At 42.6% G+C, this 26542-nt stretch carries 23 protein-coding genes and 1 tRNA gene; 9 read left to right on the forward strand and 15 right to left on the reverse strand.

Annotated elements, in window-relative coordinates:
• Positions 1 to 28: 28 nt before the first annotated feature.
• The 5 genes from GJB62_RS18185 to GJB62_RS18205 all read right to left on the reverse strand — a co-directional run bounded on the left by GJB62_RS18185 (position 29) and on the right by GJB62_RS18205 (position 3927).
• Positions 29 to 622 carry an L-threonylcarbamoyladenylate synthase gene (locus GJB62_RS18185; RefSeq protein WP_114081163.1) on the reverse strand — a complete coding sequence of 198 codons (594 nt, stop codon included), beginning with the start codon at positions 620 to 622 and terminating at the stop codon, positions 29 to 31.
• Positions 623 to 694: 72 nt separating this feature from the next.
• Complete coding sequence (prmC, locus tag GJB62_RS18190) at positions 695 to 1582, reverse strand: peptide chain release factor N(5)-glutamine methyltransferase (protein ID WP_114081162.1); 888 nt, start codon at positions 1580 to 1582, stop codon at positions 695 to 697.
• A gap of 25 nt (positions 1583 to 1607) precedes the next feature.
• Positions 1608 to 2417: a Tic22 family protein gene (locus GJB62_RS18195; protein ID WP_159402533.1), complete on the reverse strand. Its 810-nt coding sequence runs from the start codon at positions 2415 to 2417 to the stop codon at positions 1608 to 1610.
• 601 nt (positions 2418 to 3018) lie between these two features.
• Positions 3019 to 3092: transfer RNA gene (locus GJB62_RS18200), tRNA-Pro, on the reverse strand.
• 286 nt (positions 3093 to 3378) lie between these two features.
• Positions 3379 to 3927 (reverse strand): GNAT family N-acetyltransferase, encoded by a 549-nt coding sequence (locus GJB62_RS18205; RefSeq protein WP_114081160.1) that lies wholly within the window; start codon positions 3925 to 3927, stop codon positions 3379 to 3381.
• A gap of 507 nt (positions 3928 to 4434) precedes the next feature.
• On the opposite strand from GJB62_RS18205, the gene GJB62_RS18210 reads away from it, so the two are divergent.
• Complete coding sequence (locus GJB62_RS18210) at positions 4435 to 5154, forward strand: hypothetical protein (protein WP_012410214.1); 720 nt, start codon at positions 4435 to 4437, stop codon at positions 5152 to 5154.
• A gap of 202 nt (positions 5155 to 5356) precedes the next feature.
• Positions 5357 to 6268, forward strand: coding sequence for an alpha/beta hydrolase (locus tag GJB62_RS18215; protein ID WP_114081159.1), 912 nt, complete (start codon positions 5357 to 5359; stop codon positions 6266 to 6268).
• A 55-nt stretch (positions 6269 to 6323) separates the two neighbouring features.
• Here the strand turns inward: GJB62_RS18215 and tsaD are convergent, their stop codons facing one another.
• Complete coding sequence (tsaD, locus tag GJB62_RS18220) at positions 6324 to 7373, reverse strand: tRNA (adenosine(37)-N6)-threonylcarbamoyltransferase complex transferase subunit TsaD (RefSeq protein WP_114081158.1); 1050 nt, start codon at positions 7371 to 7373, stop codon at positions 6324 to 6326.
• A 267-nt stretch (positions 7374 to 7640) separates the two neighbouring features.
• Between tsaD and GJB62_RS18225 the strand changes: the two genes are divergently transcribed.
• The 3 genes from GJB62_RS18225 (at position 7641) to GJB62_RS18235 (ending at position 9119) form a co-directional block, all read left to right on the forward strand.
• Positions 7641 to 8135 (forward strand): Photosystem I reaction center subunit III, encoded by a 495-nt coding sequence (locus GJB62_RS18225; RefSeq protein WP_114081157.1) that lies wholly within the window; start codon positions 7641 to 7643, stop codon positions 8133 to 8135.
• A gap of 39 nt (positions 8136 to 8174) precedes the next feature.
• Positions 8175 to 8324 (forward strand): photosystem I reaction center subunit IX, encoded by a 150-nt coding sequence (psaJ, locus tag GJB62_RS18230; RefSeq protein ID WP_012410218.1) that lies wholly within the window; start codon positions 8175 to 8177, stop codon positions 8322 to 8324.
• 273 nt (positions 8325 to 8597) lie between these two features.
• A complete protein-coding gene (locus tag GJB62_RS18235) occupies positions 8598 to 9119 on the forward strand; it encodes a photosystem I reaction center protein subunit XI (protein WP_114081156.1) in 522 nt (173 codons plus the stop codon).
• A 93-nt stretch (positions 9120 to 9212) separates the two neighbouring features.
• Here the strand turns inward: GJB62_RS18235 and gmk are convergent, their stop codons facing one another.
• The 5 genes from gmk to tyrS all read right to left on the reverse strand — a co-directional run bounded on the left by gmk (position 9213) and on the right by tyrS (position 13541).
• Entirely contained in the window at positions 9213 to 9809 is a 597-nt protein-coding gene (gene gmk, locus GJB62_RS18240; protein WP_181852815.1) for a guanylate kinase, read from the reverse strand.
• A 165-nt stretch (positions 9810 to 9974) separates the two neighbouring features.
• Positions 9975 to 10241 carry a DUF370 domain-containing protein gene (locus GJB62_RS18250; protein WP_012410221.1) on the reverse strand — a complete coding sequence of 89 codons (267 nt, stop codon included), beginning with the start codon at positions 10239 to 10241 and terminating at the stop codon, positions 9975 to 9977.
• A 643-nt stretch (positions 10242 to 10884) separates the two neighbouring features.
• On the reverse strand, positions 10885 to 11595 hold the full coding sequence (locus GJB62_RS18255) for a hypothetical protein (RefSeq protein ID WP_245245960.1): 711 nt from the start codon (positions 11593 to 11595) through the stop codon (positions 10885 to 10887).
• A complete protein-coding gene (gene pyrF, locus GJB62_RS18260; protein WP_114081238.1) occupies positions 11592 to 12311 on the reverse strand; it encodes an orotidine-5'-phosphate decarboxylase in 720 nt (239 codons plus the stop codon). The genes GJB62_RS18255 and pyrF overlap by 4 nt, the downstream gene beginning before the upstream one ends.
• A 42-nt stretch (positions 12312 to 12353) precedes the next feature.
• Positions 12354 to 13541 (reverse strand): tyrosine--tRNA ligase, encoded by a 1188-nt coding sequence (gene tyrS / locus GJB62_RS18265; RefSeq protein ID WP_181852814.1) that lies wholly within the window; start codon positions 13539 to 13541, stop codon positions 12354 to 12356.
• A gap of 173 nt (positions 13542 to 13714) precedes the next feature.
• On the opposite strand from tyrS, the gene GJB62_RS18270 reads away from it, so the two are divergent.
• Complete coding sequence (locus GJB62_RS18270) at positions 13715 to 15640, forward strand: transglycosylase domain-containing protein (RefSeq protein WP_114081155.1); 1926 nt, start codon at positions 13715 to 13717, stop codon at positions 15638 to 15640.
• A 64-nt stretch (positions 15641 to 15704) separates the two neighbouring features.
• Here GJB62_RS18270 and GJB62_RS18275 read toward each other — a convergent pair whose 3' ends face one another.
• Entirely contained in the window at positions 15705 to 16028 is a 324-nt protein-coding gene (locus GJB62_RS18275; RefSeq protein ID WP_012410226.1) for a DUF1825 family protein, read from the reverse strand.
• Positions 16029 to 16154: 126 nt separating this feature from the next.
• Positions 16155 to 17078, reverse strand: a complete 924-nt coding sequence (locus GJB62_RS18280; protein ID WP_114081154.1) for a DnaJ domain-containing protein — start codon at positions 17076 to 17078, stop codon at positions 16155 to 16157.
• Positions 17079 to 17261: 183 nt separating this feature from the next.
• Here GJB62_RS18280 and GJB62_RS18285 point away from each other — a divergent pair, with 183 nt between their 5' ends.
• Both GJB62_RS18285 and GJB62_RS18290 read left to right on the forward strand, forming a co-directional pair.
• Positions 17262 to 17636: an NINE protein gene (locus tag GJB62_RS18285; RefSeq protein ID WP_012410228.1), complete on the forward strand. Its 375-nt coding sequence runs from the start codon at positions 17262 to 17264 to the stop codon at positions 17634 to 17636.
• A 14-nt stretch (positions 17637 to 17650) separates the two neighbouring features.
• Positions 17651 to 18184: a ComEA family DNA-binding protein gene (locus tag GJB62_RS18290; RefSeq protein WP_114081153.1), complete on the forward strand. Its 534-nt coding sequence runs from the start codon at positions 17651 to 17653 to the stop codon at positions 18182 to 18184.
• Positions 18185 to 18297: 113 nt separating this feature from the next.
• Here the strand turns inward: GJB62_RS18290 and lepB are convergent, their stop codons facing one another.
• Positions 18298 to 18870 carry a signal peptidase I gene (gene lepB, locus GJB62_RS18295; RefSeq protein WP_012410230.1) on the reverse strand — a complete coding sequence of 191 codons (573 nt, stop codon included), beginning with the start codon at positions 18868 to 18870 and terminating at the stop codon, positions 18298 to 18300.
• A gap of 1703 nt (positions 18871 to 20573) precedes the next feature.
• On the opposite strand from lepB, the gene GJB62_RS18300 reads away from it, so the two are divergent.
• Positions 20574 to 21485: a polysaccharide deacetylase family protein gene (locus GJB62_RS18300; RefSeq protein ID WP_114081152.1), complete on the forward strand. Its 912-nt coding sequence runs from the start codon at positions 20574 to 20576 to the stop codon at positions 21483 to 21485.
• Positions 21486 to 21682: 197 nt separating this feature from the next.
• Here GJB62_RS18300 and gltB read toward each other — a convergent pair whose 3' ends face one another.
• On the reverse strand, positions 21683 to 26368 hold the full coding sequence (gene gltB / locus GJB62_RS18305; RefSeq protein ID WP_114081151.1) for a glutamate synthase large subunit: 4686 nt from the start codon (positions 26366 to 26368) through the stop codon (positions 21683 to 21685).
• Positions 26369 to 26542 lie beyond the last annotated feature (174 nt).

Genomic DNA, 26542 nt, shown 5'->3' on the forward strand with positions numbered 1-26542 from the left:
AGGAAAACAACATTATAACTACCTATATTTATTTATCACTCGAAAAATCTAACTTTATCGCACCTTGTCGTAAAATCTGCCAATTTATGCCTGTCCATTTAGCAACGGTGGAAGGTATTCCCATTGCTGCTTTTTCACCCTGACATTCTAGAGTCAAAACCTGGGGAAACTGAGTCTCAATTTCTGCCATCGTTTGCAAAGGTGGCTGACCGGAAAAATTAGCGCTAGTGGTAGCAAGGGGGCCTGTTTGCGCCAAAATAGTTTGAGCGATCGCACTGTTCGGGACTCGAATACCAATTGTCGTTGGATCGACAGGGTTCATGACTTTTGGCAATCGTTCACTTGCTGGCAAAACTAATGTCAGCCCTCCTGGCCAATGTTTCTTAACTAGTTCTTGCCAAACTTTATACTCGTTTTTACTACCTTTAACATAGAGCCACAAATCTTCAGCACTAGCAGCCATCAAAATCAAAGGTTTGTCTTGACTGCGTTGCTTCGCCGTAAAAATTAACCCGGCTTTTTCTGGTATCGCCGCAAGTGCAGGAACAGTATCAGTAGGAAAGCTTACCAAAAGACCAGCCCGTGCGCCAGCTATGAGATTTGTTAAAGAAACTTGTGTCATTTTTATGGGTACAGGTATAGAGTATGGAGCATTTTCCCTATGCGCTATGCCCCATGCTCCATACCCTATTTCCTAACTTTTGTAGGCAAGGGCAAAGCGTTCAATTCCAGCTAAATCAGCGTGAATTTGAATCTTACAATAGCTACCTTGATTTTGCAAAAGTTTTCGCACTACATCCGCCTGTCCTGCCATCATCTCAATTAACCATACACCGCCAGATTGTAAATAACTGGGAGAAATTTCTATCAAATGGCGAATGCAATCTAAACCATCACCGCCACCATCCAAAGCTAGATGTGGTTCATGGTTAACTACTTCTGGTTGCAATGTAGCTAAGGTGCTGGTGGGTATGTAAGGAGGATTCGACACCATACCACTAAACTGACCTTTGAGAAATGCTAGTGGTTCCCACCAAGAACCTTGATAAAATTTAATCCGGTCAGCAAAACCCAAATTAGCAGCGTTGGTTCGGGCGATCGCTAGAGCTTCTAAACTGTAATCAACTGCATGAATTGTTGCTTTTGGCAAGACATCTGCTAATCCGATGGCGATCGCTCCACTCCCAGTACCTAAATCTGCCCAATGCCCTGAGACACCGCTTGCTGCTAAAGCTAAATCAATTAAGCTCTCTGTCTCTGGTCTAGGAATCAAAACGGCACTTGACACCGCGATTTGAAAGTTACGCCAAGGTGTCACTCCGGCAATATACTGCACTGGTAAGCGATCGTTTAATCGCCTCTGCCATAGCTGGTCTAACTTTTCTAGAGGTAATTGCAGCTGAATTTGCGGCCAGTTTTTAAAAGACTCCAAACGCAGTGCCAAGCGGTCTAACCCAGCAACTTCTAAGAGTAGCCAATCTACCTCCATTGTTGGGACATCAGTGGCGATCGCTGCTTTAAGGGCTGCATTTCGCCACTGCCAAAGTTTTAAACCAGAAACTATCAGATGCTTCTCCCCCATGCCTCAACCTTGGAGTACATAACCGTTATTTTTTCGGAGCGGGCGCAGCAGCTGGCGATTGATTCGGCGCAAGTGAGCGAATAAAATTGATGGACTCTCGTGATGGATACAGAACAATTTTATTGATACTAGGGTCGCTGCTGCTATTGAGAGCCTCCATAACACCGTACAAATCTACTACCTGAATTTCAGTGTTCTCTGCTTCCTTGGGCACGGCTTTTTTGAATTGGTCTAACAGAGCCACTGCTTGCTCTTTTTCAAAGAAAAATGGGATGAATCGCTCGTTGCCTTTTGCCAGGGGAATGGTCAAATAGCTATTATCTTTCTTAAATTTGGGTACAAATAAGGGAATCCCATTAAATTGCTCCCCTTTTTTACCATTTTGATTCAGCATACTTGTTGCTGAAGCTACCTGTGCTTGCGTCGGCACTAAAGTATAAATTACAGAGTCTGATTTCTTTTTGCTTTCTTGGACTATTTTATAGTAGTCTGCCAGGGATAAAGGTCTCACCTGTAAAGTGCTTGCCAATTGGGGATTTTCTTTTTTGAGCCGATTATCAAGGAATTTTTGAGCATCTTGCTTGCTAATAAAAAATCCTACTTGTGAGATCGGCTTGGACGCGTTGTTTTTCCTCGAAAGAACTACAAATTCGCCTTTAGGATTAGTAAGGGTGAATACAGGTACTTCTTGGAGCTTTTTCACTATCTGATCTTGTGGCAACGCTACTGCCTCTAGATTGCCTATTCCCGGTAGATTGCCTATTCCTGAAAGTCCCGCTAAAAATACACTGCCAGCTATACCCAATGTTGCGCCTAAGCGAATAAATGATTTCATGATTGCTCCTCGCATCAATAATCTAATTAAATTAAACAAATGGTTGGATTTGCACAGCACCAACTAGCTTTAGTTATATAGCAATCTATTTCAGTTGGGAAAAATTCATTGTGCGCGTTGAGGTTTAGTGTTAAGCATCAACGGTCAAAATCCAATATTCCCCAGCTATTGAGGGTTGCTATAGTATCGTTTTCACAAATTGACAGTACTAAAGTTGTGTTCTTCTCGATTTCGCTTTGCTATTCACCACGAAATGCTGTAGATGCCTACTATATGTCTTCTCAAACGGTGAAAAGTTTCTTAGTCTCTCGACCTTGGATATGATAAATGCCATTCTATCGGCTTTCTGTAATATCGGGTGACGCTATTACTTAATCAATCGTTCCATCGCGCTTGCTTTAATATCTTCTCAAATCGATACAAAGCTCAGTATCAGGAATATCTTACTGCTTTAGGGTGAAATTTGCTTGTTAGGCTTCAACAGTTAATCCAAAACTATAACAGGCAAATTGCTATTATCCGTAAAAATTTCCAATTTAATTGCATTGCCTAGAAAGTAAACTTTTCCAATTTACTTTAGCTGCTAAACATATCACTTAAATCGGGATGACAGGATTTGAACCTGCGGCATCCTGCTCCCAAAGCAGGCGCGCTACCAAGCTGCGCTACATCCCGGTTATACTCATCTACTTTTGGAAATTTGGTTTTAGTTTCCCATCAAAGCGATCGCGCTTTACCAAAAGCATTAAGGTCACTATATCACATCATACGGCTTATGCCTAATCTTTTTTCCTTTGCTAAGAACAAGATAGATTAGATTTTAGATTTTTACACCGATAAAGGTTTTTTGCCGACTTAGTTCTACAAGATATATACTTGCGCCCTTGTCGGCTGAACCTTTCAAAATTACATCAAAATAATAGATTTTCTTATGCAAATCGGGTTTTATTTTGATTGAGCGCTAGTGAGGATACCAGAACATGCCTTTAATGCCTTCTGGATCAGCCATAAACCCCATAGTCCGGTAGAAATCTACAACATGGGGATCTGCAAAGAGAGTGACATTACTAATTTCTTCACTTCTCAGTTTTTTGAGAACGTATTTCATCAGTGCTTTACCCAGTCCTTGACTTTGAAAGTCTGGGTGAACCACGACATCCCAAATAGTGGCATTAAACGCGTGATCTGAGGTAGCGCGGGCAAAACCAATGAGCCGCTTTTGGTTTCCTCTCACCTGCCACATTGAGGCGACAAGAAAACTATGCTCAATAGCTTTTTTCACTTTTCTTAGAGGACGACGCGACCAACCAACTGCATCACAGAGTTCTTCTAGCTCATACAGGTCAATATCTCGCTCCGTACTGAAGACGATGCGAGTTTCCTTTGAAGAAGCTTCGCTAATGCTGCTGGGGTTGGAGTTGCCCGCAGCATCCACACGTTCTTCAAAAGGGTTTGTCCTAGTTGTCGCTACAGATTCAGGAGTACTAAACCAAGTTTTCCAAAAACCCATGCCAACGTGGTTCGGGTAGTATAACTAAATTGGTTTCCACTCTCAGGAGTGTTGATTCACGTTTAACATAGCTACCTCCATTTGCTACCCCTTACACTCAAAATTTTTCGGTTGTTTTCGGGATTTGCAATGGTAACAGCTATTTAGAGCGTGTTTCACACCAATCATTTTCAACTTTAGCATTTTGTTGTAAAGGCTAGGAGAAATTCCCCAAAAGTAAGGATATAAACTAATTCAAAATTCAAAATCACTCCCTATTCACTCATCCTCTTGTTGGCTAAAGGAATTGGAGACCGAAGTTATGATGGTCAGAAGTCTCTGCTTAGAATGCAAAATTTAATATGGAAAACCAAATCCTGATAATTGCTCGTATAGAGCTTAAATGCAGGTTAGCTTAGGAGTGAATTGTATACAAGAGATTGAGTATTTGGGAAAATTCTTCCCTAGTCCCCAACATCCAGCCCCTAGTCCCCAGGTGATGAAAGCAAGCGAGTCTTACCCTTAACAATGGCTTCTGGTTTAAAATCTTCAACACTGGAACTTCTAAAGCGCTTTAACCGAGCGTTTCCCCAGTTTTATGAGCAATTCGTCAGCAGTGAGATTCAACTGCAAAATTTGCGCCTAGCCTACCGTCTGTATAAAACTAGACGCGCTGTGATTGAACTGAAACCGGAAGGTAGTAAAAGTGCTTTGCATTTTGCTTACCGTAACCAGTCTTTTCTCCTCAGCGATATTTTTGGTGTACTAGCAGCTTATGGGTTGACTATTCACGGTCTGAGCCTATACGGTCAGATTCGTCCGCCAATGTTAGTTTTTATCAAATTGTTGGTATCTCGTGGTAGTAAAGCCTTGACCGAGAAAACCGCAGAAAATGTCTGTCGTGCCATCCGCGAGGCTTTAGGAGGTCGGTTTGAGGTAGAAGAGATGCTGGCTGTAGAATTTAATCTTGATACTGGCTTAGAGCAGGTACAAACTGAGTTCTATGTCGATCCGGTCTTTCATCTCCCTGCCTTGGTGATTGAAGCCGATAATCAACCAGGATTATTCTACAAAGTGATGTACGCCATCTGGCAGGAAGACCTGCTGGTAGTCAATGCCAATTTATTGGTTTGGCGTGGACGTACACGGCTAATTCTCTACTTATTGGGGCCAAATGAAAGCCTTATTCCTGAATATCTCGGTCACAAAATTGCCGAAGGAGTGCGACAGAGGTTGCTGGGGAAATGAGAAAAGTGAGGAGTTATGAGTTAAATAATTCGTAATGGGCTTCTCTGCGAGACGCTAAAAGCGAACGCCCCGCTACGCTAAGGTAATTCGTAATTAAAAATTAACAATTCCTAACTCTTAACTCCTGTCCAGACGAGATTAATCACGTCTCTCTTACTATTCCGTATTTAGTCGCACCCGCCCTTCGGGGTACGATATAAACATGGCAACTATCGAAATCTTGGGCGTTCCACACGCATACGAGCTAACGGCTCCCACTTCCTGCCCCCACGCTTTAGTATTTATCCACGGTTGGCTCAATAGCCGTGGATATTGGCAACCTGTGATTTCCCGCCTATCAGATGATTTGCAGTGCCTTTCCTATGATTTGCGGGGTTTTGGTGAATCCCAGTCCCAGGTACAAACCGATTTTAGTCGGGCACAAGCGTCTCTAAGTCTGATGCCCATCTCGAATAGTGCGCTTGGTTCACCAATCGATTCTCTTTATACTCCTGTTGCTTATGCTCAGGATTTAGCCATTCTCCTAAAACAGCTGAATATTACTAGTGCTTGGCTAATTGGTCACTCCTTGGGAGGTACGATCGCTCTTTGGGGAGCAGATCAAATACCTGAATGTATCAAGGGAGTTATCTGTATTAATGCTGGCGGTGGTATTTACCTGAAAGAAGCCTTTGAGCAGTTTCGCTCGGCGGGTCAGAAATTTTTGCAAGTCCGCCCGCGTTGGCTCTCCCAAGTGCCTTTGATTGATTTGCTGTTTACGAGAGCCAGTGTAGTGCGTCCTTTAGACCGCCATTGGGCACGTCAAAGACTGATTGATTTCGTTGTGGCTGACCCAGAAGCAGCGTTAGGAACTCTGTTAGATTCCACAACGGAGGAAGAAATCAATCGTTTACCTGAGCTAGTATCCCAACTGAAGCAGCCAGTTTATTTTTTGGCTGGTGCTGAGGATAAGGTTATGGAACCCAAGTATGTACGCCATTTAGCTAGCTTTCACAGACTGTTCCAATACTGTGGTGACAATGTTTTGGAAATTCCTAATTGCGGACACCTGGCTATGTTGGAACAGCCGGATGAAGTAGCCGATCGCATTCGGTCGATAGTCATTAGTCATTAGTCATTGGTCATTGGTCATTGGTGGTTACAACTAACAAAGGACAAAGGACAAATGACTACTCAAGAGGGTGATATAACTTCATCACTTGGGTCAGCGCTAACCTAGACTCAACGCCTAGTGTAAGAGGAGACGTATGACCATGAGATAGATGATCGGCGGCGGCACAGCCGATCATGGCGGCGTTATCGGTACAAAACTTCAGAGGTGGGAATAGGACGCGGAGGTTATGTTTAATGGCGGCAGCTTGGAGGTTTTTTCTCAACCCACTATTAGCTGCTACACCGCCACCAATGGCAATTGTATCTAGACCATAGTCTAGGGCACAGGCGATCGCTCTTTTGGTTAGCGATCGCGCTACGGTTTCCTGAAAGCTAGCTGCTACATCTGCCACTGGAACTTGTCCACCATCTTTTTCTAGTTGCTGCACTAAACGCAATACAGCCGTTTTTAACCCACTAAAACTCGCATCATAACGATGAAACCCCCCACCAGGTAAAGAAACTTTTCCTTCTGGGAGAGGAAAGGCTTGGGGATTTCCTTGTTGTGCCAACTTGTCAATTACTGGCCCACCGGGATAACCTAGCTTTAATAATCGCGCCACTTTATCAAAGGCTTCACCCGCAGCATCATCACGGGTTTGCCCCAGTGTTTCGTATTTACCACAATCTTTGACGAAAATCAAGCTTGTATGTCCGCCAGAAACTAATAAACTCAAGAAAGGGGGATTTAAACTTGATTCGCTCAAGTAAGTTGCATAAATGTGACCTTCGAGGTGATGAACTCCCAAAAATGGCTTGTTGTGTACCATTGCTAGGGTTTTGGCAGCAGTTAACCCCACCAAGAGCGCTCCTACGAGTCCAGGGGCACAAGTGGCGGCAATTGCGTCAATTTGTCCCCAGTCTAGCTGGGCTTGCTCTAAGGCTTGTGCGATCGCAACATTTATCGTTTCCAAGTGCTGGCGAGATGCGACTTCCGGCACTACCCCGCCATACTGCTGATGGACTGGAATTTGCGAGGCGACAATACTGCTACAAACTTTACGATTGTTAACAATTGCGACGGCAGTTTCATCACAACTGGTTTCTATTGCTAAAACGGTTGTCATTTAAAGTAATGAGTGCTGAGTCTGGAGTCCAGAGTAATCAAGAGAAAATCTTGCTTCTTTACTACCCTACAACAACAATTCTTATACTCAGCACTCAAGACTTCAGACTCTATTTTGGTTGAGAAGCTTTAACTTTTATTTACTTAAACTTTACTCGGTTCCCACCCAAGAGTATGATGACTTCCTAGTTATGCAAATAAACAGCTGTACAAGCCGCTTCGTTTTGTACAAAGAACTTCTTGTTTTGTAATAAAAGGAAACAACTCTATGCGACGATTGTTTGCTTTGATGTTAGCGATTTGTCTTTGGTTCAATTTTGCCTCCCCAGCACAAGCTTTAGGGGCTAATTTGACACCCTGCAAGGACAATCCCGCTTTTCAAGAGCTAGCAGCTAATGCCCGTAATACCACCGCCGATCCCCAATCAGGGAAAAAGCGGTTTGAGCGTTATTCTCAGGCGCTGTGCGGCCCTGAAGGCTACCCCCACTTAATTGTTGATGGTCGCCTAGATCGGGCTGGTGACTTTTTGATCCCCAGCATTCTGTTTCTATATATTGCTGGTTGGATTGGCTGGGTAGGTCGTACCTATCTGCAAGCAATCAAAAAGGAATCTGACACTGAACTCAAAGAAATCCAAATCGATCTTGGTTTGGCACTCCCTATAATTGCGTCAGGCTTTACTTGGCCAGTAGCAGCACTGCAAGAGTTTCTCTCTGGAAAATTAGCAGCCAAAGATTCAGAAATCACTGTTTCCCCACGCTAAATCAGCTTAACTAATTCATTCGTTTTGGAGAATAAATTCATGGCAGACAAAGGCGATCAATCATCATATTTGATTAAGTTTATTTCCACAGCGCCTGTGGCAGCTACCATCTGGCTGACAATCACAGCAGGTATCTTGATTGAATTCAACCGCTTTTTCCCCGACTTACTTTTCCACCCACTGCCATAGGTAGAAAATGGAATTTAGCACAGTTGAATTTCTTGTGTTTTTCCTAAAATTATGTAGTTGATGTATTCAGCTTAGTTAAGCAGAATTATCACCAAAATAGGCAGCACAAAGAGTTTTTTGAAACTCGTGATCCTGTTTACAGATCGCGAGTTTCATACTTTTAAAAGTAGCTAAATTAATTTTTCTAAACTTCTTAGCCAAAAGACATCTTTAGCTACAATTATTATTAATATAAAAATGCCACCATTTTAAATTTAGAGGCGAACATAAAATATGGCACAAGCTGTAGACGCATCAAAAAATCTCCCCAGCGATCCAAGAAATCGGGAAGTTGTTTTCCCTGCATTTCGCGATCCCCAACTGGGAAACCTAGAAACCCCGGTTAATGCTTCTCCCTTGAGCAAGTGGTTCATTAATAACTTACCTGCCTATCGCCCAGGTCTGTCTCCTGCTAGACGCGGTTTAGAAGTTGGACAGGCTCATGGTTACTTGCTATTTGGCCCCTTCGCCAAATTGGGCCCACTGCGGGATACAGCTAACGCTAATTTGGCTGGGTTACTGGGAGCCATCGGCTTGGTGGTTTTGCTCACCGCTTGTCTATCCTTGTATGCTAATAGCAATCCACCCAAAGCACTTCCTAGCGTTACCGTACCCAATCCCCCGGTAGATGCTTTTAACTCTAAAGAAAGCTGGAACAACTTTGCCAGTTCTTTCTTAATTGGTGGTATTGGTGGTGCAGTAGTTGCTTACTTTTTGACTAGCAATCTAGGGGTAATTCAAGGTTTATTTGGTTAATTTAGAGATGAAGAGTTAGGAGTTAGGAGTTGGGAGTTAAAATTCATAACTTCTAACTCCTGTACAGACGCGATTAATCGCGTCTCTCCAAACTTATTTAAACAAAACTGTTTCAATGTCATTTAAAGCAGTTTCAAAATCGTCATTAACGATTTTAATATCAAATTCATCTGCGGCTTGAATTTCTTCTTGGGCGCGGAGTAAACGACGGGCGATCGCTTCTTCAGAGTCTTGGGCACGAGAGCGTATCCGTTTCTCCAGTTCATCAAAAGAAGGCGGTAAGATAAAAATGCTCAGGGCACTGGGGAAGGAAGCACGAATTTGTCTTGCGCCTTCTAACTCAATTTCCAGCACTACCAACTTGCCAGATTGAATTTGGTTAAGTACAGCTTCACGGGGAGTGCCGTAATAGTTACCAGCAAATTCTGCCCATTCTAAAAACTCACCTTCAGCCACTAATTGTTCAAATTTACTACGGCTGACAAAGTAATAATTTTTGCCATCGATTTCTCCTGGACGGGCAGAACGAGTCGTTGCGGATACGGAAAAATAAAGTTCTGGATGACGTTGTAGGAGCGATCGCATTAAAGTGCCTTTACCAACCCCACTAGGGCCAGTCAAAACAATCAACTTGCCTAAATCTAAGCATTCTTCTGTGGTAGCACTACTCTGTATGGGTAAAACTGGCATTATCCCCTCAACCTGTGAATCAATCAATAGATATTATTCATTAGTCTTGTGTTCCCGGCCAAGTCCACTAGTGACTAAGGAATTTGTAGCAAGGGTGACAGAAAACTTATCTAATTCACATCGTACTGCTGATACGGTACAAAGAGGAGTAGGAATAATCTAGTGTTAATTATCTACAGTTTGATGATCGCGAGAAATTACAAAGCGATTCGCTACCGTTTCCGGCTGAATTGCTGACAGAATTACGTGGCTGGAATCGGTGATAATTACAGCCCTAGTCCGACGACCGTAAGTTGCATCAATCAGTTGACCTCTGTCCCGCGCATCGGTAATAATCCGCTTAATCGGGGCAGACTCTGGACTGACAATTGCAACTACTCGGTTAGCAGACACAATGTTACCAAAGCCGATGTTGATTAATTGAATCTCCATAAAAAAAACTCACGCCAAAGGCGGTTTGAGAAGCTGGAAATAAACCTATTTCTATGTTATCGCCAAAAAACGGGAGTTACAACGCATAAATTCAAGCCAGCCTTTGTTTTTAAATAATGTCTGCTTTTTTTCGCTGTTTATTGGCTAAACTTGCTGAAAATCTTCCCAAAGGCATAGGCGCAATTACACTGATACAAGCTAGTTGGATGATGTACATTTATTTTGTTTGAAACAAGTATCTAGTTCCTAAATTAATGAGAGCAAAATCGACTGTTTGCAGAAGTAGGGAAAAGGGAAAAGGGTAATAAAAACCTCTTTCTCCCTCTTGCAAAAGCTACTTTTAGTGCTTTTCGTTTGTATGCAATAAACTCTGCTCTCTCTACTAAAAGGCTACAGTGTAAATACAAGTAATACCGCAGCCATATCTTGTAAATCTCGTACTGCGTTTTCATCCCCACAGGGGTAGAAGTCGCGAAGCCCACTAACGCACTGGCTTCTCTGCGTTAGCCTGCGGGAAGCCGCTACGCGTCTAGGTTATTTCGTTATCCCGTAAGTTGTGCGTAAGTCCTATAAGTGATCAGATAGATTCAGTCCACTTGAGTGGACTTTGGCTATCAGCTCATAACTTCAGTTTTGCGCGGGATTATTGTCCACCATTCACAGCACGCATCCGTCGGACACTTCCAGCTTGGCAATCGCGTAACCAAGTATTCACCGCTTGGGCAACAGTGCCATTACTACTATCGCGTGGCGGGGATAATGGCTGCTGTGCTGAATTGGAACCAGTTTGAGAAAACATCATCACTAAACGCCAACCAGTTGTAGTTTTAGTCAACAACAGCCAGTGGAACTCTTGCAATTCGATCGCTTTCTTTCCTATGTACTGGCGCTCCAAGGTAGTAAAGAAAACTTGCTCAACTCCTGATGCAGAGCTTTTAGACGGATCTGCACTATATTCTTCAAGGTTAAGGGGCAGAGGAGTAAACTCAGGTCTTCCTGCCACTAACATATAACTGTAAATATCACTACTTCTGCTGAGGCGACGGGCGCGTTGACTGGCGCGATTAGTATAACTAGGTAAATCTTGGAGTAGCTCTATAGTTAATGTTTCTAAATTTTGCTCAGAACAGAAAGACTTCGCCCCGTCGTTGATATTTTCTCTTTCTGCTAGCGCCGAGGAGTTAGGGGTGAGGATTTTCGAGAACGCTGGGTAAGTAAAGCTATTTGATACTAAAATCCAAAAGCCACAAGCTACAAGCCAACTATAATTTTTCTTCTTGAGTGAAGAGGCAAGATTTTTCTCCCCTACACCCTGCACTCTGTTTCCCAGTTTCTCACTGACTCTTAGCTTCATGCCACTGTGGTTAACTCCTCAGAAATCCTCTTCCAGGCTAACTCTGGCTCAGTAGCAGTAGTAATGGGACGGCCAATTACTAAATAATCTGCACCAGCTTTCATGGCTTGTGCAGGAGTGAGCGATCGCTTTTGATCGCCTTTATCTGCCCAAGTTGGTCTAACGCCGGGACAAACTAGCAAAAAGCGGTCTCCACAAGTCTCTCGTAGCTGTGCCACCTCTTGAGGCGAACAAACTACCCCATCCAAACCACATTCTTGAGCCAGCAGGGCCATTTCTAGAGCATATTCTGGCAATTCCAGAGGTATTTTTAAATCAAATGCCAACTGCCTAGCAGAAATGCTCGTCAGCAGGGTAATAGCAATTAACTTTGGTGGTTGTACACCCGCTTGGGCTGCCCCTTCGTGTGCTGCTTCAATTGCGGCTTTTAGAGCATCTCTACCAGCAGTAGCATGAATTGTCAGCAAATCCACTCCGTATCTAGCTGCGCTCCGGCAAGCACCAGCAACGGTGTTGGGGATATCATCAAACTTTAAATCTAAGAAAATGCGCTTTTCCTTAGACTTTAGGACTTCCAGAATTTTGGGGCCAGTGCTGGTAAACAACTCTAAGCCGACTTTCCAAAAACCGACTTGCGGGAGTTGATCTATAAGAGCGATCGCAGCTTGCTCATCTGGTACATCCAAAGCGACAATAATTTTTTCTTCTGCATTCATACGTGGTTTCTTGCTAAGTACTTCCCAGTCTCTAGTCCCCATCTAAGGTACTAGGCGCACAAACTTATTTTTCCCAACTTGTAAAACCTTACCTTGTAACTGGGCAGAATCAGCAAAAGTAGTATCAACATCGGTAATGCGATCGCCATCTATACGCACTCCACCTTCTTGAATTTTCCGCTTACCTTCCCCTGTACTTTTGCATAAACCAGTGACATTGAGAATATAGGCTAATTTAGCGGGATACGATATCTCAGCTAGAGAAAATTCGGGAACTGCACCTTCCTTTCCGCCACTTTGGGCTGCTTCTTTGGCTTTTTGGGCGGCTGTTTCGCCGTGGTACTGTTTAACAACTTCCCATGCGAGGAGTGTTTGGCGATCGCGGGGATTTTCTGGCAGATTATCCAAAGGTAAATCCGTCAGCAGTTCAAAATATTGTGACAGCAGATTATCTGGAACCCCTTGCAACTTCTGATATTTTTGCCCCGGATGTTCTGACAACCCAATATAATTACCTAAAGACTTGGACATTTTTTGCACCCCATCCGTGCCAATTAAAATTGGCAGCAGCATCCCAAACTGGGGCTTTTGACCAAAATGACGCTGTAAATCTCTGCCCACAGCGATGTTAAATTTCTGATCAGTCCCTCCTAATTCCACATCTGCTTCCACGGCAACGGAATCGAAACCTTGCATTAACGGGTATAGGAACTCATGGATAAAAATCGGATTCTCTTTTCTATAGCGATCGGCAAATCCTTCCTTAGCCAACATCTGCCCCACCGTCATCGTGGAAAGTAACTCCAAAATTTTCTCTAAGTTGAGCTTAGAGAGCCATTCGGAGTTATAGCGCACCTCTAACCTTCCTGGTGTGTCAAAATCCAAGATAGGACGTACTTGGTCAAGATAAGTCTGGGCATTTTGGGCGACATCTGCTTCTGTAAGCTGGCGGCGCACCTCAGATTTACCAGTCGGATCGCCAATGCGTGCTGTAAAATCGCCAATAATTAGAACTGCTATATGGCCTGCATCTTGAAACGCTCGCAGTTTTCGTACTGGTATGCTATGACCTAAATGAATATCAGTACCAGTTGGGTCAATCCCCAACTTGATCCTTAAAGGTTTGTTTGTAGTTGCCAAAAGCTTTTCTAGACTTTCACTGTTAACATCTACTGGTTGTGGAAAAACTTCTACAACACCACGACGCAGCCAAGCAAAATCTTGCGTCATACTAGAAAATCCACTGTTAGCTATGTTTTGCCCACTAGAAGTTAAGTTGGTTATAAACACTTGCAATTTATCCACTTTCTCATCTGCCAAACTACTATAATTGCAAAAAATTAACCGCCTTGCTTCATCCAATCAATTACAGTTAAATTTATAAGTGAGGAAGTGAAATCGCCGTGTCGTCTTCTAGGACTTTTGAAGATAAACAGCCACAACGTCGGGCTTCATCAGGTTTTGAGTTTTTGAAAGGAGTTGGTCAGGTAACTGGGGGTACTCTGCTCTCAATTACCATGTTGGCAAGTTCCATTGTAGCCGGAGGACTGGTTGGTTTAGCCATTAGTTTCCGTAATTTGCCAGATGTAAGACAGCTACGTAACTTCTTTCCCTCAGAAACAACTTACATCTATGACGTTAAGGGTAAACTTTTAACGAGTATTCATGGGGAAGCCAACCGCGAAGTCGTACCCCTGGATAGAATTTCTCCGAACTTAAAACGGGCGGTATTAGCAAGTGAAGATAGTCACTTCTATGATCACCACGGTATTAACCCCACTGGTGTTGGCCGGGCTATAGTAGTTAACGCTGTAGCAGGTGGAGTCAAAGAGGGTGGCTCTACTGTTACTATGCAATTGGTCAAAAACCTGTTTTTGTCTCAAAAGCGTGCCTTTACCCGCAAGTTGGCGGAGGCCGTGCTGGCAATCAGGTTAGAGCAAATTCTCACCAAAGACCAAATTTTAGAAATGTACCTCAATCAAGTTTATTGGGGTCATAACAATTATGGTGTACAAACGGCAGCCCGCAGTTACTTTAATAAGTCGTCAGAATATTTAAGCTTGGGTGAGTCAGCAATGATGGCGGGTTTGATCCAAGCACCAGAAGAATTCAGCCCCTTTGTGAGCATGAAGCTGGCAAAACAGAAACAAAAAGAAGTGCTGGGGCGGATGCTGGAATTAAGCTGGATCAACCAGTCTGAGTATGACGATGCCCTCAAGCAGGAAATAAAACTTGGTAGAATCAAATCTTTTCAAGGTAGTGCCCTACCTTATGTAACCAACACCGTAGCGCAGGAATTGGCTAAGAAGTTTGGGCGTGAGACACTACTCAAGGGTGGGATGCGAGTGCAAACTACAGTCGATGCCAAGTTCCAAATCATGGCAGAGGAAACTGTCACTAAGTGGCATAAATCACTACTTGGGCAGGGACTATCTAAGAATCAAATTGCCTTGGTAGCAATTGATCCGCGCACGCATTTTATCAAAGCACTAGTCGGTGGTGTAGATCCTAAGATCAGTGAATTCAATCGTGCAACTCAAGCTCAACGCCAGCCCGGATCTTCCTTTAAACCGTTTGTATATTATACTGCTTTTGCTACTGGTAAGTATGGACCAGACTCAACGGTGGTAGATTCCCCAGTCAGCTATCGAGATGGTAACGGTTGGTATTTTCCCAGAAATTATGATGGGGGGTTTAGCGGAGCTATGCCAATCCGCACAGCTTTAGCCCAATCGCGCAACATTCCTGTGATCAAGATTGGTAAGGCTGTGGGCATGAATCGAGTGATCGAAACTTGCCGCACCTTGGGGATCATGAGTCCGATGGAACCTGTTACCTCTCTGCCTCTTGGTGCAATTGGTGTCACTCCCCTAGAAATGGCTAGTGCCTATGCTACCTTTGCTAATTATGGTTGGCAGTCCCCACCCACTGTAATTGCGCGTGTCACCGATAGTAGTGGTAACGTGTTATTAGATAATACCCCTAAACCCCAGCTAGTTTTAGACCCTTGGGCATCGGCAGCCATTATCGATGTGATGCGAACGGTAGTTACTAGTGGTACAGGTAAAGGTGCTGCAATAGCTCGTCCAAGTGCTGGTAAGACGGGTACAACTTCCTCAGAAAAGGATATCTGGTTTGTTGGCACTGTGCCACAACTAACAACTGCTGTCTGGGTGGGAAGGGACGACAACAGACAATTAGCTAGCCGGGCGACGGGTGGCGGTATGGTTGCTCCCATCTGGAAAGATTTTATGGAGAAGGCACTTAAGAATGTACCAGTGGAAAACTTTAAGCCACCTTCCCAGTTTTCTCGCCCCAAGTCACAATAACTTTGGATCTTAGATTTTGGATTTTGGATTTTGAATTGGCAATTAATCCAAAATCTAAAATTAACTAAGCCTGCTTTTCTAGCTCGGCTTTCATCCGTTCTAAAGTCAGGTGCATTTGGTCAAACATTTGTTGCGGGGTGACACCGAATTGACCTAATTGCGTTTTCAGCTGTTCTACAGTCATTTGTGCCATAAAATCTTCTGATAGCTCGAAGCGCTTCATAAAGATGCGATACCGATCCATCATGGCTTCCATTTGCTCAATAAACAGCTTTTTGCCATCTCGGTCAAATTTGCCGTAGTTGTTACCAAGCTTGATTAGCGCTTGATAATCTTCAAACAGTTGTTTTGCTTCTTGCTGAACTATCTCAGAATCGAAGAATCCCATATTGCTTATATTAAACTGAGCGCCCAGACTCAGTAGCTTAATAGTTTTACTTCTATTTATTATTTTAGTCTAGGTGAGTAATCTAGTGACGAAGCTTCGGTTTTAGTACGGTTTGTTACCGAAATTTCAACACTTGACTTGAGAACCTTTTCGCTGTGTAAAGCGACTTAATAAAGCCGCAATACTCATAGCTTTAGCCATTGATTTAGGATTGGTGTTTTCACCCAGTTGAATTTTCAGTTCGGGAGCGTATTTTAAGGCTAGTGAATTTTTTGGGTTAAGTTTTAATGCTTGACAGATGTAAACCCTAGCCATCCCCATAAATTTTTGTTTGAGATGCACCAAACCTAATAAGGCATAATAGTCGCTGTTATTCGGCTCTAATTTTATGGCATCGCGCAGTTCTTGAACAGCTATAGTCCATTTCCCTAGCCTGACATACTCAATAGCTCGCTGGTAGTGACGTTGAGAGTAGTTTGTCAAAACTGGTTTGACATCAGTTAATGTCAATTCAACTGGGTTGACTTCTACTTCAGAGATTATGGGAACAGTTTTTTGTGGTAAGAAGAGGTCTGGTTTATGCAACCGTAGGTATACTAAATTCAGTATAGTAATTTGTTGCGTCACCTGATAAAACTGATCTAGTGATTTGTATTGAGCTTCTGCATAACAGGCGATCGCTTCTTCATAAAACAATTCTGCTTCGGGTGTAGACATTTTCATAATTTCCTGAGCTATGGCACTTTGAGAAGACAAAGGCTTCTGCTCTAAAACTCTTGCATCCGATCGCAGCATAGCGATCGCAATCAAGCGCTTCTGTCGATGTTTCAGTTGTTGATAAGCTGGGTTGATTAAATGGCTAAATATTGCCGTTGCTAATTTTTGGTCTGGATTGCAGTTTTTGGCATGGCGATCGGGATGTAGCAGCTTCGCTAAAGTGTGATAGCGTTTGAAAATCTGGCGATCGTCAGCAATTACAGAAATTCCTAGCACAGCGTAAGGATCACAAAGCTTTTCAACCCATCCTGGCGGTAGTAAGGTCTGTGACATAGTAGTAATAAAGCTGTTAAAAACTTAAAATTAGCATCAAAGCTCAATGCACAGTCATGTGAAACTTACTCAAATTTCTTCAAATACTAAATTGTGTGGGAACTTTCGAAAGTCTGGAGAGCAAGCCAGGGTAGTTGACTGTTTGATTGTAGGAACTGTGGTATTGGTAGATTTATTAGAAATATGTTGACTAAGCGCAAAAGTAGAAGCGTTGCTGCTGTTTTAGCTTTTTCTGGCACGCTGACAATTTCAGGATTACATAAATTCTATCTGGGACAGCCTCTGTGGGGTGTTTTGTATGTATTACTTTCCTGGACACCTATCCCCAAGGTAGCTAGTGCCATTGAGGGAGTTTGGTATTTAGCCCAAGACGAAGAAGCTTTTGATCGTAATTTTAATCTAGGCAAGTCAGCAACAAGGAACTCACAAAAGGTAAGTAATCAGGTAGGAGCGATGGCTGACGCAATGCGAGAATTAGATGCTTTGCGTCAGGATGGACTGATTTCAGAGTATGAGTTTGAGCAAAAGCGCCGCCAATTGCTAGACCAGATTTCTTGAGGTAAGCGACAATCATGAATAACTGGCTACCTTTGAACCCCAGGTTGCAAAAACTCCGCGCCAAGCTCATCAACGATCCCTACTATCGCCTACAATCTGGGGAAGAAATTCAGATAGCGGCCAAATTAGGTATTCGCATTGATGCTAATCAAGCCACTGTAGATGATTGGTTACGCCTACCAGGTTTATCAATTCACCAAGCGCGATCGCTTGTAGAACTTTCCCATTCTGGTGTTAAATTTTACTGTATTGAAGACATTGCTGCGGCTTTGGCTATACCAGCGCCGCGTCTGGAGCCATTAAAGCCTCTGCTGAATTTTATTTACTATGACCACGAATCTTTAGAAAGTGCTACGCATTTAGTCAATCCGAATACAGCAACAGTCGAAAAGTTAGCACAAATTCCATTTATAGATTTATCTTTAGCCCAAGCAGTGGTTCAAAATCGGCAATCCTCTGGGCCTTACCGTAACCTAGCTGATTTCCAACGACGGCTGGAGTTACCTGGTGATGCGATCGCTCAACTGATGTATTATTTAAGGTTTTAAGTTAGAAGTTATTTTAAAACTTCTAACTCTGCTAATTTTAGATTTTGAGTCGAACCTTTGGTGCGCTTACAGCGCAACTTGGATTGAAGGAAAAATCCAAAATCCAAAATTGATTAAATGAACCCAATGCGATCAAGAGGCCAAAAACGAAACGTTGCCCGACCAATGACGTTTTCTCTGGGTAAAAAGCCCCAATAGCGAGAGTCATTACTATCGTTCCGATTATCTCCCATGACAAAAAATTCGTCTTCTGGGACTTTCACTGCTTGGTATGGCTGATTTGGTGGTTCAGCAATGTAGTCTTCTGTCAAGGGTTGACCGTTGAGATAGACTTTGCCAGAATCAACACTAATTACCTCACCAGGCTGGCCAATAACCCGCTTGATGAAAGCTTGGTCTTTAGGATATCCCCGACGTTGTAGTTCTGCGGGTGGCTGAAAAACAATAATATCCCCAGTTATGGGAGGGTGAAAATGGTAGGATATTTTTTCAACTACCAAGCGATCGCCAGTATGTAAGGTTGGCAGCATCGAATCCGAAGGGATATAGCGGGGTTCGGCGATAAAAGTTCTGATCAGAAATGCTAAACATAATGCGATCGCAATTAAAATCAGATTTTCTTGCCAACTACGCAATACTTTTGACGACGCACGTTCTTCTTTTGCATCACTTTCGTGAGGAATCATAAAAATTTGTAGCCAGTTTCAGAAGTGGGACAAATACCTTGATTATTTTGACTCAAAAGGTATACTAATAAACAATCTAGGTTCTGCATAAACCCATACATATATTAAACAATACAGTTATTACGTCTACCAAACATAAGTAAAAGTACTGTAAATAAACGATGACCTCTTTAAGGGAATATAAGCTAATGATTAAGATTCCTTGAGAAGTTAAGAATTCTAATTCTAATTGTTGCAATTATAATATAAGGCAAGTTATTAGATAATTTTCAGTTTTACTGCGTTCTGCTAAAAAAGCTAGTTACCGATTGATAAAGCAATACATACAGTGGGTTTTTATTTGAGCAGAAAATTGGTCGTTAAGTAGCAAAACTGCTTACGACATATATAACAGTATCTGCTTCACTTCACTGAAAAAAAGCCGAGGTCAGTGTTGGTAGTTGAGTTAAAATCAAATATATTTGATATGTATTATTAAGTGATATTACATAAAATAAACTACTATTGCAATGTAATTTTAAACACAGAATTACAGCCATAACAATTGATAGCAGTAAAAAATATTACATTTAAATGTAGAATTCAATAGTATAAATGTTATATAGAACTCATATTTGATTTTTGAAAAAACTCAGTACAACTGACAAAGCCTTCTTTCCTATTGACTATTGTCTACCTATGCACTTAGATTCAGAAATCTCAGAAATCGAAGCGAATTCCTAATATTATGATGATTTTAACAACTTAGCCTAGATATATGCGAATTTTTCCGTAATTACACGGTGACAGTACATATTAAAGTGTACTATTAATAAGATATAAATCTCCATCATTATCGAGAAAAACATTAACCGACAAAAGCCATTAGCAATTTAGCCTAAAGTATCAGCATTAAAAATAGAATTAAACTGCCGATAAAATTATTTTTGCTAAATTGGTCAAAAGTATCTAGATTAACGAATAAGTGCCCCTTGGCAATGAGAAACTATATTGAATCAATTTTCGTCTGGTCTATTTCCTAGAAATTACAAGGTAATATTCTGTCAGTTGAAAATTTAACTTTTTCTTAAAAAAGAAGCAATAGCAGCAGGCAGTAGAATATATCTTATCAACAATAGAACTAACAGTTTGCTAGACTCATTTTTGAAAGATACCCCGCCCCTCGTAAGTAGTTTTGTATGTTAATCACATAATTCGCTAAGTTGTATAATTTACAACTTTAGTGTCACAGTGTCTGAAGATAAAAACTTCAGTCCGCGAAAACTGCAAATTGTATACGCGACAGTCTAGCTCATCTTATTTGTAAAGCTATAAAACTTGAAATGATAATGCTGCCTTCGCTGTGAAGTGAAAGACAGAAACTAATTCAGAACTCCTATTAAGAGGATTTTGGGGCGTGGCTAATTATCTAATTGTACTCCTTCTTAGAGCTAGAGGTAAGAATGTGGAAATGCAGACCTTGCCTTTTATGAATGGGTTGACATTACACGGTACCAAGTATTGTGTAAGCATTGATTCTCATTGAAATCTCAAGTATGTAGGTTCAGTTAAAGCCATATAGTCTATTGTGAATCTTCGTTAGCCCAAATTCCAATTTTCAGAATTACCAGTAACTAGCTGGTATTTTAAGATATCTAAAAAAATGTGCTATAACGTACCGTCATAACCGTGGTTGATGGTTCGATCTTTGAAGGAGCTATGAGGTGGAAAACAATAAGTCGTTTCTGTGGCCAGAAGGAATATTAATTGCACTGCTTGCTTTAGGTGGTGTTTTTAGCCTTGCTTTCATGATGCTTCTCAGACCAAATGCCTCAGAGGCTCAAAGTAGACAAAATATCGATATCAAGGATGTAGCTGCAAATGTAGGAACTCAGCAGCGCATTGAGAAATTAAAGGCGGCGATGTTTACAAGTTGGCAGCAAGAAGCACAAACAAAAGGGCTATCTTACGCTTTGCCATCACGTTTTCAAGGAGCAATAATTGAAGAGGCAAAACTAACTCAGGGTGAAAAAGTGATTGCTCTCACCTTTGATGATGGCCCTTGGCCTGATACTACAGAGCAAGTGCTAGATATTCTGAAATCAAATAATATCAAAGGAACGTTTTTTGTTGTTGGGCAGAACCTAAAAAATTATCCAGAAATAGGAAAGAAAATTGTAACTGAAGGTCATGTCATTGCTAACCATACTTGGCATCATTGGTATCACTTCTTTAATCAACAAGCAGCAGCTTTTGAAATTGATCGCACAACAGACCTAATCTATCAAATCACAGGCGCTAAAACAAATCTCTTCCGACCACCTGGTGGGAATCTGCACAATGGATTGTCTGCTTATGCTAGAGGACAGAAGTATGCTGTGATCATGTGGTCGGCTGACTCAACAGACTACAAATTACCGACTGTACCAAAGTTGATAGATAACGTAATTAAAGATTCAAAACCTGGTGGTATTGTGCTAATGCATGATGGTGGTGGGAACCGTTCTCGAACTGTACAAGCCTTACCAGAAATTATTAGCAACTTTAGAAAGCAAGGCTATCGCTTTGTGACTATTCCAGAACTTTTAGAAATAGAAGATACAGGTCAAAAGTTGCTTGCTAATAAAAAGCAATAATTATTAATTATGGTTAATTGGTCAATAATAATTGGCTAAAAACTAAAATTATATTTTTTGTTTAAAATACATTATTTTTGAATCACTTAAAAAAAGATTCCCCTTATCAAGGGGAATCTTTTTATATCTCTACTCTATTCTCAGAAGTAAGTTCAGGTGGCTACTTTAGCAATCCAAAGAGATTTTTGCTGAAGTTATTAATGACTAGTTACTAAACTAAACTCAGTTGTTTTTTCAGGATTAGCTTCGGGACTATCAGCTTCAGAAGGTGGAACCAACTGCCAGAACTTCGGCAAAAATTCTTGCCAGTTTTGCAAAATTTTCTTGGCCTTTGGTGAACCAGTGCGTTCCGCATGAGTTTGGATTAACTCTTGCAGTTGTTTTGCACCTACTTCCGTAATCACCCGTTGGATTTTGACTATTTCCGGGTTGACTAACTCACGGAATGCGTCGTCTTCATCTAAGAAGTATGCTAGTCCGCCAGTCATTCCAGCAGCGACGTTGCGCCCTACTTTACCGAGGACGACAATCACACCACCAGTCATGTATTCACAGCAGTGATCCCCAGCGCCTTCAATCACTGCGATGCCTTTGGAGTTTCTCACCGCAAAGCGCTCTCCTGCTAGTCCATTGGCAAATAACATGCCACCAGTAGCACCATAGAGGCACGTATTACCAACTATGACATTTTGTGATGCGTTATAGGTAGCATCAGTTGGAGGTTTGATGATGATTTCACCACCATGCATCCCTTTACCTACGTAGTCGTTTGCTTCTCCTTCTAAGGATAAACTTATGCCGGGGAGGTTAAAAGCACCAAAGCTTTGTCCAACACTACCTATGAAGTTGAGATTAATTTGTCCTTCAAAATCACTGTCACCATATTGAGAAGCGATCGCACCCGCTAATCTTGTACCCACTGTTCTGTCAGTATTGATAATTGGGTAAGTCTTGGTGACAGTAGACTGATCCCTAATAGCAGCCTGAATGTCGGGATCGGCAAGGAACTTGTCATCTAAAACCACGCCGTTGCTGTGGACTTCTTCATGCACTAACCAGCTACGATTGTCTCTGGTATCTGGCAGCTTAAGTAAACAATCAAGATTTAGTGATTGTGTTTTGGTAATTTTTGCCTCTTGGCGCAGTTTCAACAAATCTGCACGTCCAATGATTTCTGACAAAGAACGGTAGCCAAGTCGTGCTAACAAACTACGCACTTCTTCGGCAATGAAGTAGAAGAAGTTGACAACCTGTTCCGGTATCCCCGTAAACCGCTTGCGGAGTTCTTCTTTCTGGGACGCGACACCCACAGGGCAATTATTTGTGTGGCAGATCCGCGCCATGATGCAGCCTTCAGCAATCATGGCGATGGAACCGAAACCAAATTCTTCAGCACCCATCAATGCACCTATTACCACGTCCCAGCCACTCTTCAGACCGCCATCTACACGTAAAACCACGCGATCGCGCAGGCTATTTTCCATCAAAACCCGATGCACTTCACTTAAACCCAATTCCCACGGCGAACCAGCGTGTTTAATCGAACTAAGTGGCGATGCACCTGTACCACCATCATGACCAGAAATTTGGATGATATCAGCGTTTGCCTTGGCTACACCAGCAGCGATCGTGCCAATGCCAACTTCTGACACTAGCTTCACCGACACCTTTGCTTTGGGGTTAATTTGGTGCAGATCAAAAATCAGTTGCGCTAGGTCTTCAATTGAATATATATCGTGATGCGGTGGTGGCGAAATCAGCGTTACACCTGGCTTAGAACGCCTTAACATCGCAATGTATTGGCTAACCTTGGGCCCTGGTAGTTGTCCACCTTCGCCGGGCTTGGCACCTTGGGCAATTTTGATTTCAATTTGTTTGGCGTTGACTAAGTACTCTGGTGTGACACCAAAGCGTCCCGATGCGACTTGCTTAATAGCACTATAGGCTTTATCACCATTCCGCAATCCTTTTAAATGAGGTAGGGTTGGCGAGTTACCAGACTCGTCGACATCATCTAAAACTTTATAGCGCACTGGATCTTCGCCGCCTTCTCCAGAGTTAGATTTACCGCCAATGCGATTCATGGCGATCGCTAAAGTTTCATGGGCTTCTCTTGACAAAGCGCCTAAAGACATGCCGCCCGTACAGAAACGTTTGACAATCTCAGCTACCGACTCTACTTCTTCTAGAGAAATTGGGGTACGCTCACCTTGGAAATCTAGCAAGTCTCGCAATGCCGTTACTGGTCTGCCTTGGAGGTGTTTTTTGTAAACTTCGTAGTGGTCATAGTTTTTGCCATCTAGAGCTTTATGCAGCGCCTTGACCATTTCGGGGCTATTCATGTGGTACTCGCCGCCAGGACGATACTGCACAAACCCCAGGTTTTCTAACTTCTTGGTCGTTAGTTCTGGGAAAGCCTTGACGTGAAAGGAAAGTACTTCATCAGCGAGTTCGCTAACACTCAAACCACCGATCCGGGAAGTCGTACCACGAAATCCTAGTTCGATTAAATCCCCACCAATGCCAATAGCTTCAAAGATTTGGGCTGCTTGATAGCTGGAGAGCAGAGAAATTCCCATCTTGGAGAGGATTTTGAGCAAACCTGACTCTACCGCTTTGCGATAGTTTCCTAAAGCTTGTTCTACGGTAAGGGTGGGAATTTTTTGCACCCCCATTAACTTTTGGGTTCTGGGATCAATGCACCAATCACGCACCGTATCTAAAGCCATATACGGGCAGACTGCACCAGCGCCATAGCCAATAAGACAAGCAAAGTGATGAGTACTCCAGCATTGGGCAGTATTAACAATTAGGGATGTTTTCATCCGCAACCCTTCCCGAATCAGGTGATGATGTACAGCACCGACTGCTAACAGGGGAGGGATGTAGGTATATTCTGTGGTGATACCATCATTTACCTTATCGGTTAAGATTAAAATCTTTGCACCTGCCCGGACTGATTCAGCTGCTTGTGCTTGTAAAGATTCGACTGCGGCTTTCAATCCTTCAGGACCGTTGGCGATCGCAAATAGTGTTGACAACTCGGCTGTGGCAAATCCCGACAGCTTAATCGCCTCTAATTCAGCATCCGTTAACACTGGCGACTCAAGTTTCAATCTCCGAGCATATTCTGCTTTGGGTTCTAATAAGTTACCTCGTTCACCCAATTCGACTTTCAAAGACATCACTAGCTTTTCCCGCAGGGGATCAATTGCCGGGTTCGTCACCTGAGCAAAGCGCTGTTTGAAATAGTCATAAAGCAGGTGGGGCTTCGTTGACAGCACTGCTAAAGGAATATCATCCCCCATACAGAAAGTCGGCTCTGAACCTGCGATCGCCATTTGCTGAATCACCATTTCCACATCTTCTGTGGTGTAGCCAAAGGCGGTTTGAAGTTGAAGCAAGGTTTGCTTGTCAATTGTCACTTGTCCTTGGTCATTTGTCATTTGTCCTTTGCCATTGCCATTTGCTAATGACGGATGACTAATGACTAATGACTTTAATTCTTGACGGTACTGTTGCAGCCATTCTCCATAAGGGTGCTGCTTGGCAATGCGCTGCTTAATCTCCCAATTCTTTAGCACTTCATGGTTAACTAAATCCACGGCAATCATTTGCCCAGGGCCGAGTCTACCTTTCTCGACAATATCGGCTTCTGGAAAGTCCACTACACCAGCTTCAGAAGCTACAACAATGTAGTCATCTTTGGTGATTAGGTAACGAGCAGGTCTTAAGCCATTACGATCTAATGTTGCACCAACTTTTTTGCCATCGCTGAAGACTAAAAGTGCTGGCCCGTCCCATGCTTCTTGCAAACCACTGTAATATTCGTAGAAATCAACAATTTCTGGAGATTCACGCAAAGAAGGCTGATTTTGGTAAGCTTCTGGAACCATAATCATTAAAGCTTCCAAGGGGGTGCGTCCAGAACACACCAGTAATTCCAGTACGTTATCTAGGGTAGCTGAGTCGCTGTTATCAATATGAACTAATGGCTTGAGTTCCTTGATGCGATCGCCCCATACAGGATGATTCAGGCTAGCTTCTCGTGCCATCATCCAGTTGATGTTACCCAATAAGGTATTAATTTCGCCGTTGTGACCCAAAAGCCGCATCGGTTGAGCTAGGGGCCACTTGGGCATCGTGTTGGTACTAAAGCGGCGATGATAGACAGCAAAGGCGCTTTTGTAAGCTGGATTTTTTAAATCTTGATAAAATTCTCCCAATACGGCAGAACGCACCATGCCTTTGTAGACAATTGTGCGATTTGACAACGAGCAGATATAAAATTCTTCTGAGATATTGGTTGCAATTTTACTAATTCGGCGGCGGGTAATGTACACCTGTCGTTCCAATTCATCGCCGCTTTTGTCAACAGAAGCTAACAAAACTTGTTCGATCTGGGGTTGATTTTCTCTTGCTTGTACACCCAATAAATCAGATTGCACTGGCACTACTCGCCAACCCAGTACAATTAATTTTTCTTCAGTAGCTACTTGCTCAACTGCCGCCCTAGCTTTTTGTGCTGCTTCCTGGTCTTGTGGGAGAAATATCATCCCCACAGCTATATTATTGGTGGATGGAAATTCCTTCCCTCTTTGGGCAAAGTCTTGTTGGAACAAATCCCAAGGGATAGCTGTCAATACTCCAGCCCCATCACCAGAGTCTTGATCGGCGCTACAACCTCCCCGATGTTCTAAGCAGGTTAGAGCAGCTAAGGCTTTTTCGACAATTTCGTGGCTGGTATGATTTTGACGATGAGCAATAAAACCGACACCACAGGCATCTCGTTCTTCTACTAACCACTTTTGCCCCTGATAGGTATCTCTTGAGTTGATATTTGCTGTGATTTTCTGCTCTTGATTCATCGGTTGATTATTCATACCCTGTTCCTGAAGTATTGAGTTACCAATTTTGCCACTACTTACGGGAAAAATTTCTAAATTCCACGATGGAGAAATATATAAGCACCGAAATTTAGGGAAAAAAAATTTTAACTTCGGTTTTACTTTCTTAGCTTACCCGTGTTAAAATAGTTGCGTATTTTTTATGTATTT

This window comes from Nostoc sp. ATCC 53789 (assembly GCF_009873495.1).
Classification (GTDB): domain Bacteria; phylum Cyanobacteriota; class Cyanobacteriia; order Cyanobacteriales; family Nostocaceae; genus Nostoc; species Nostoc muscorum_A.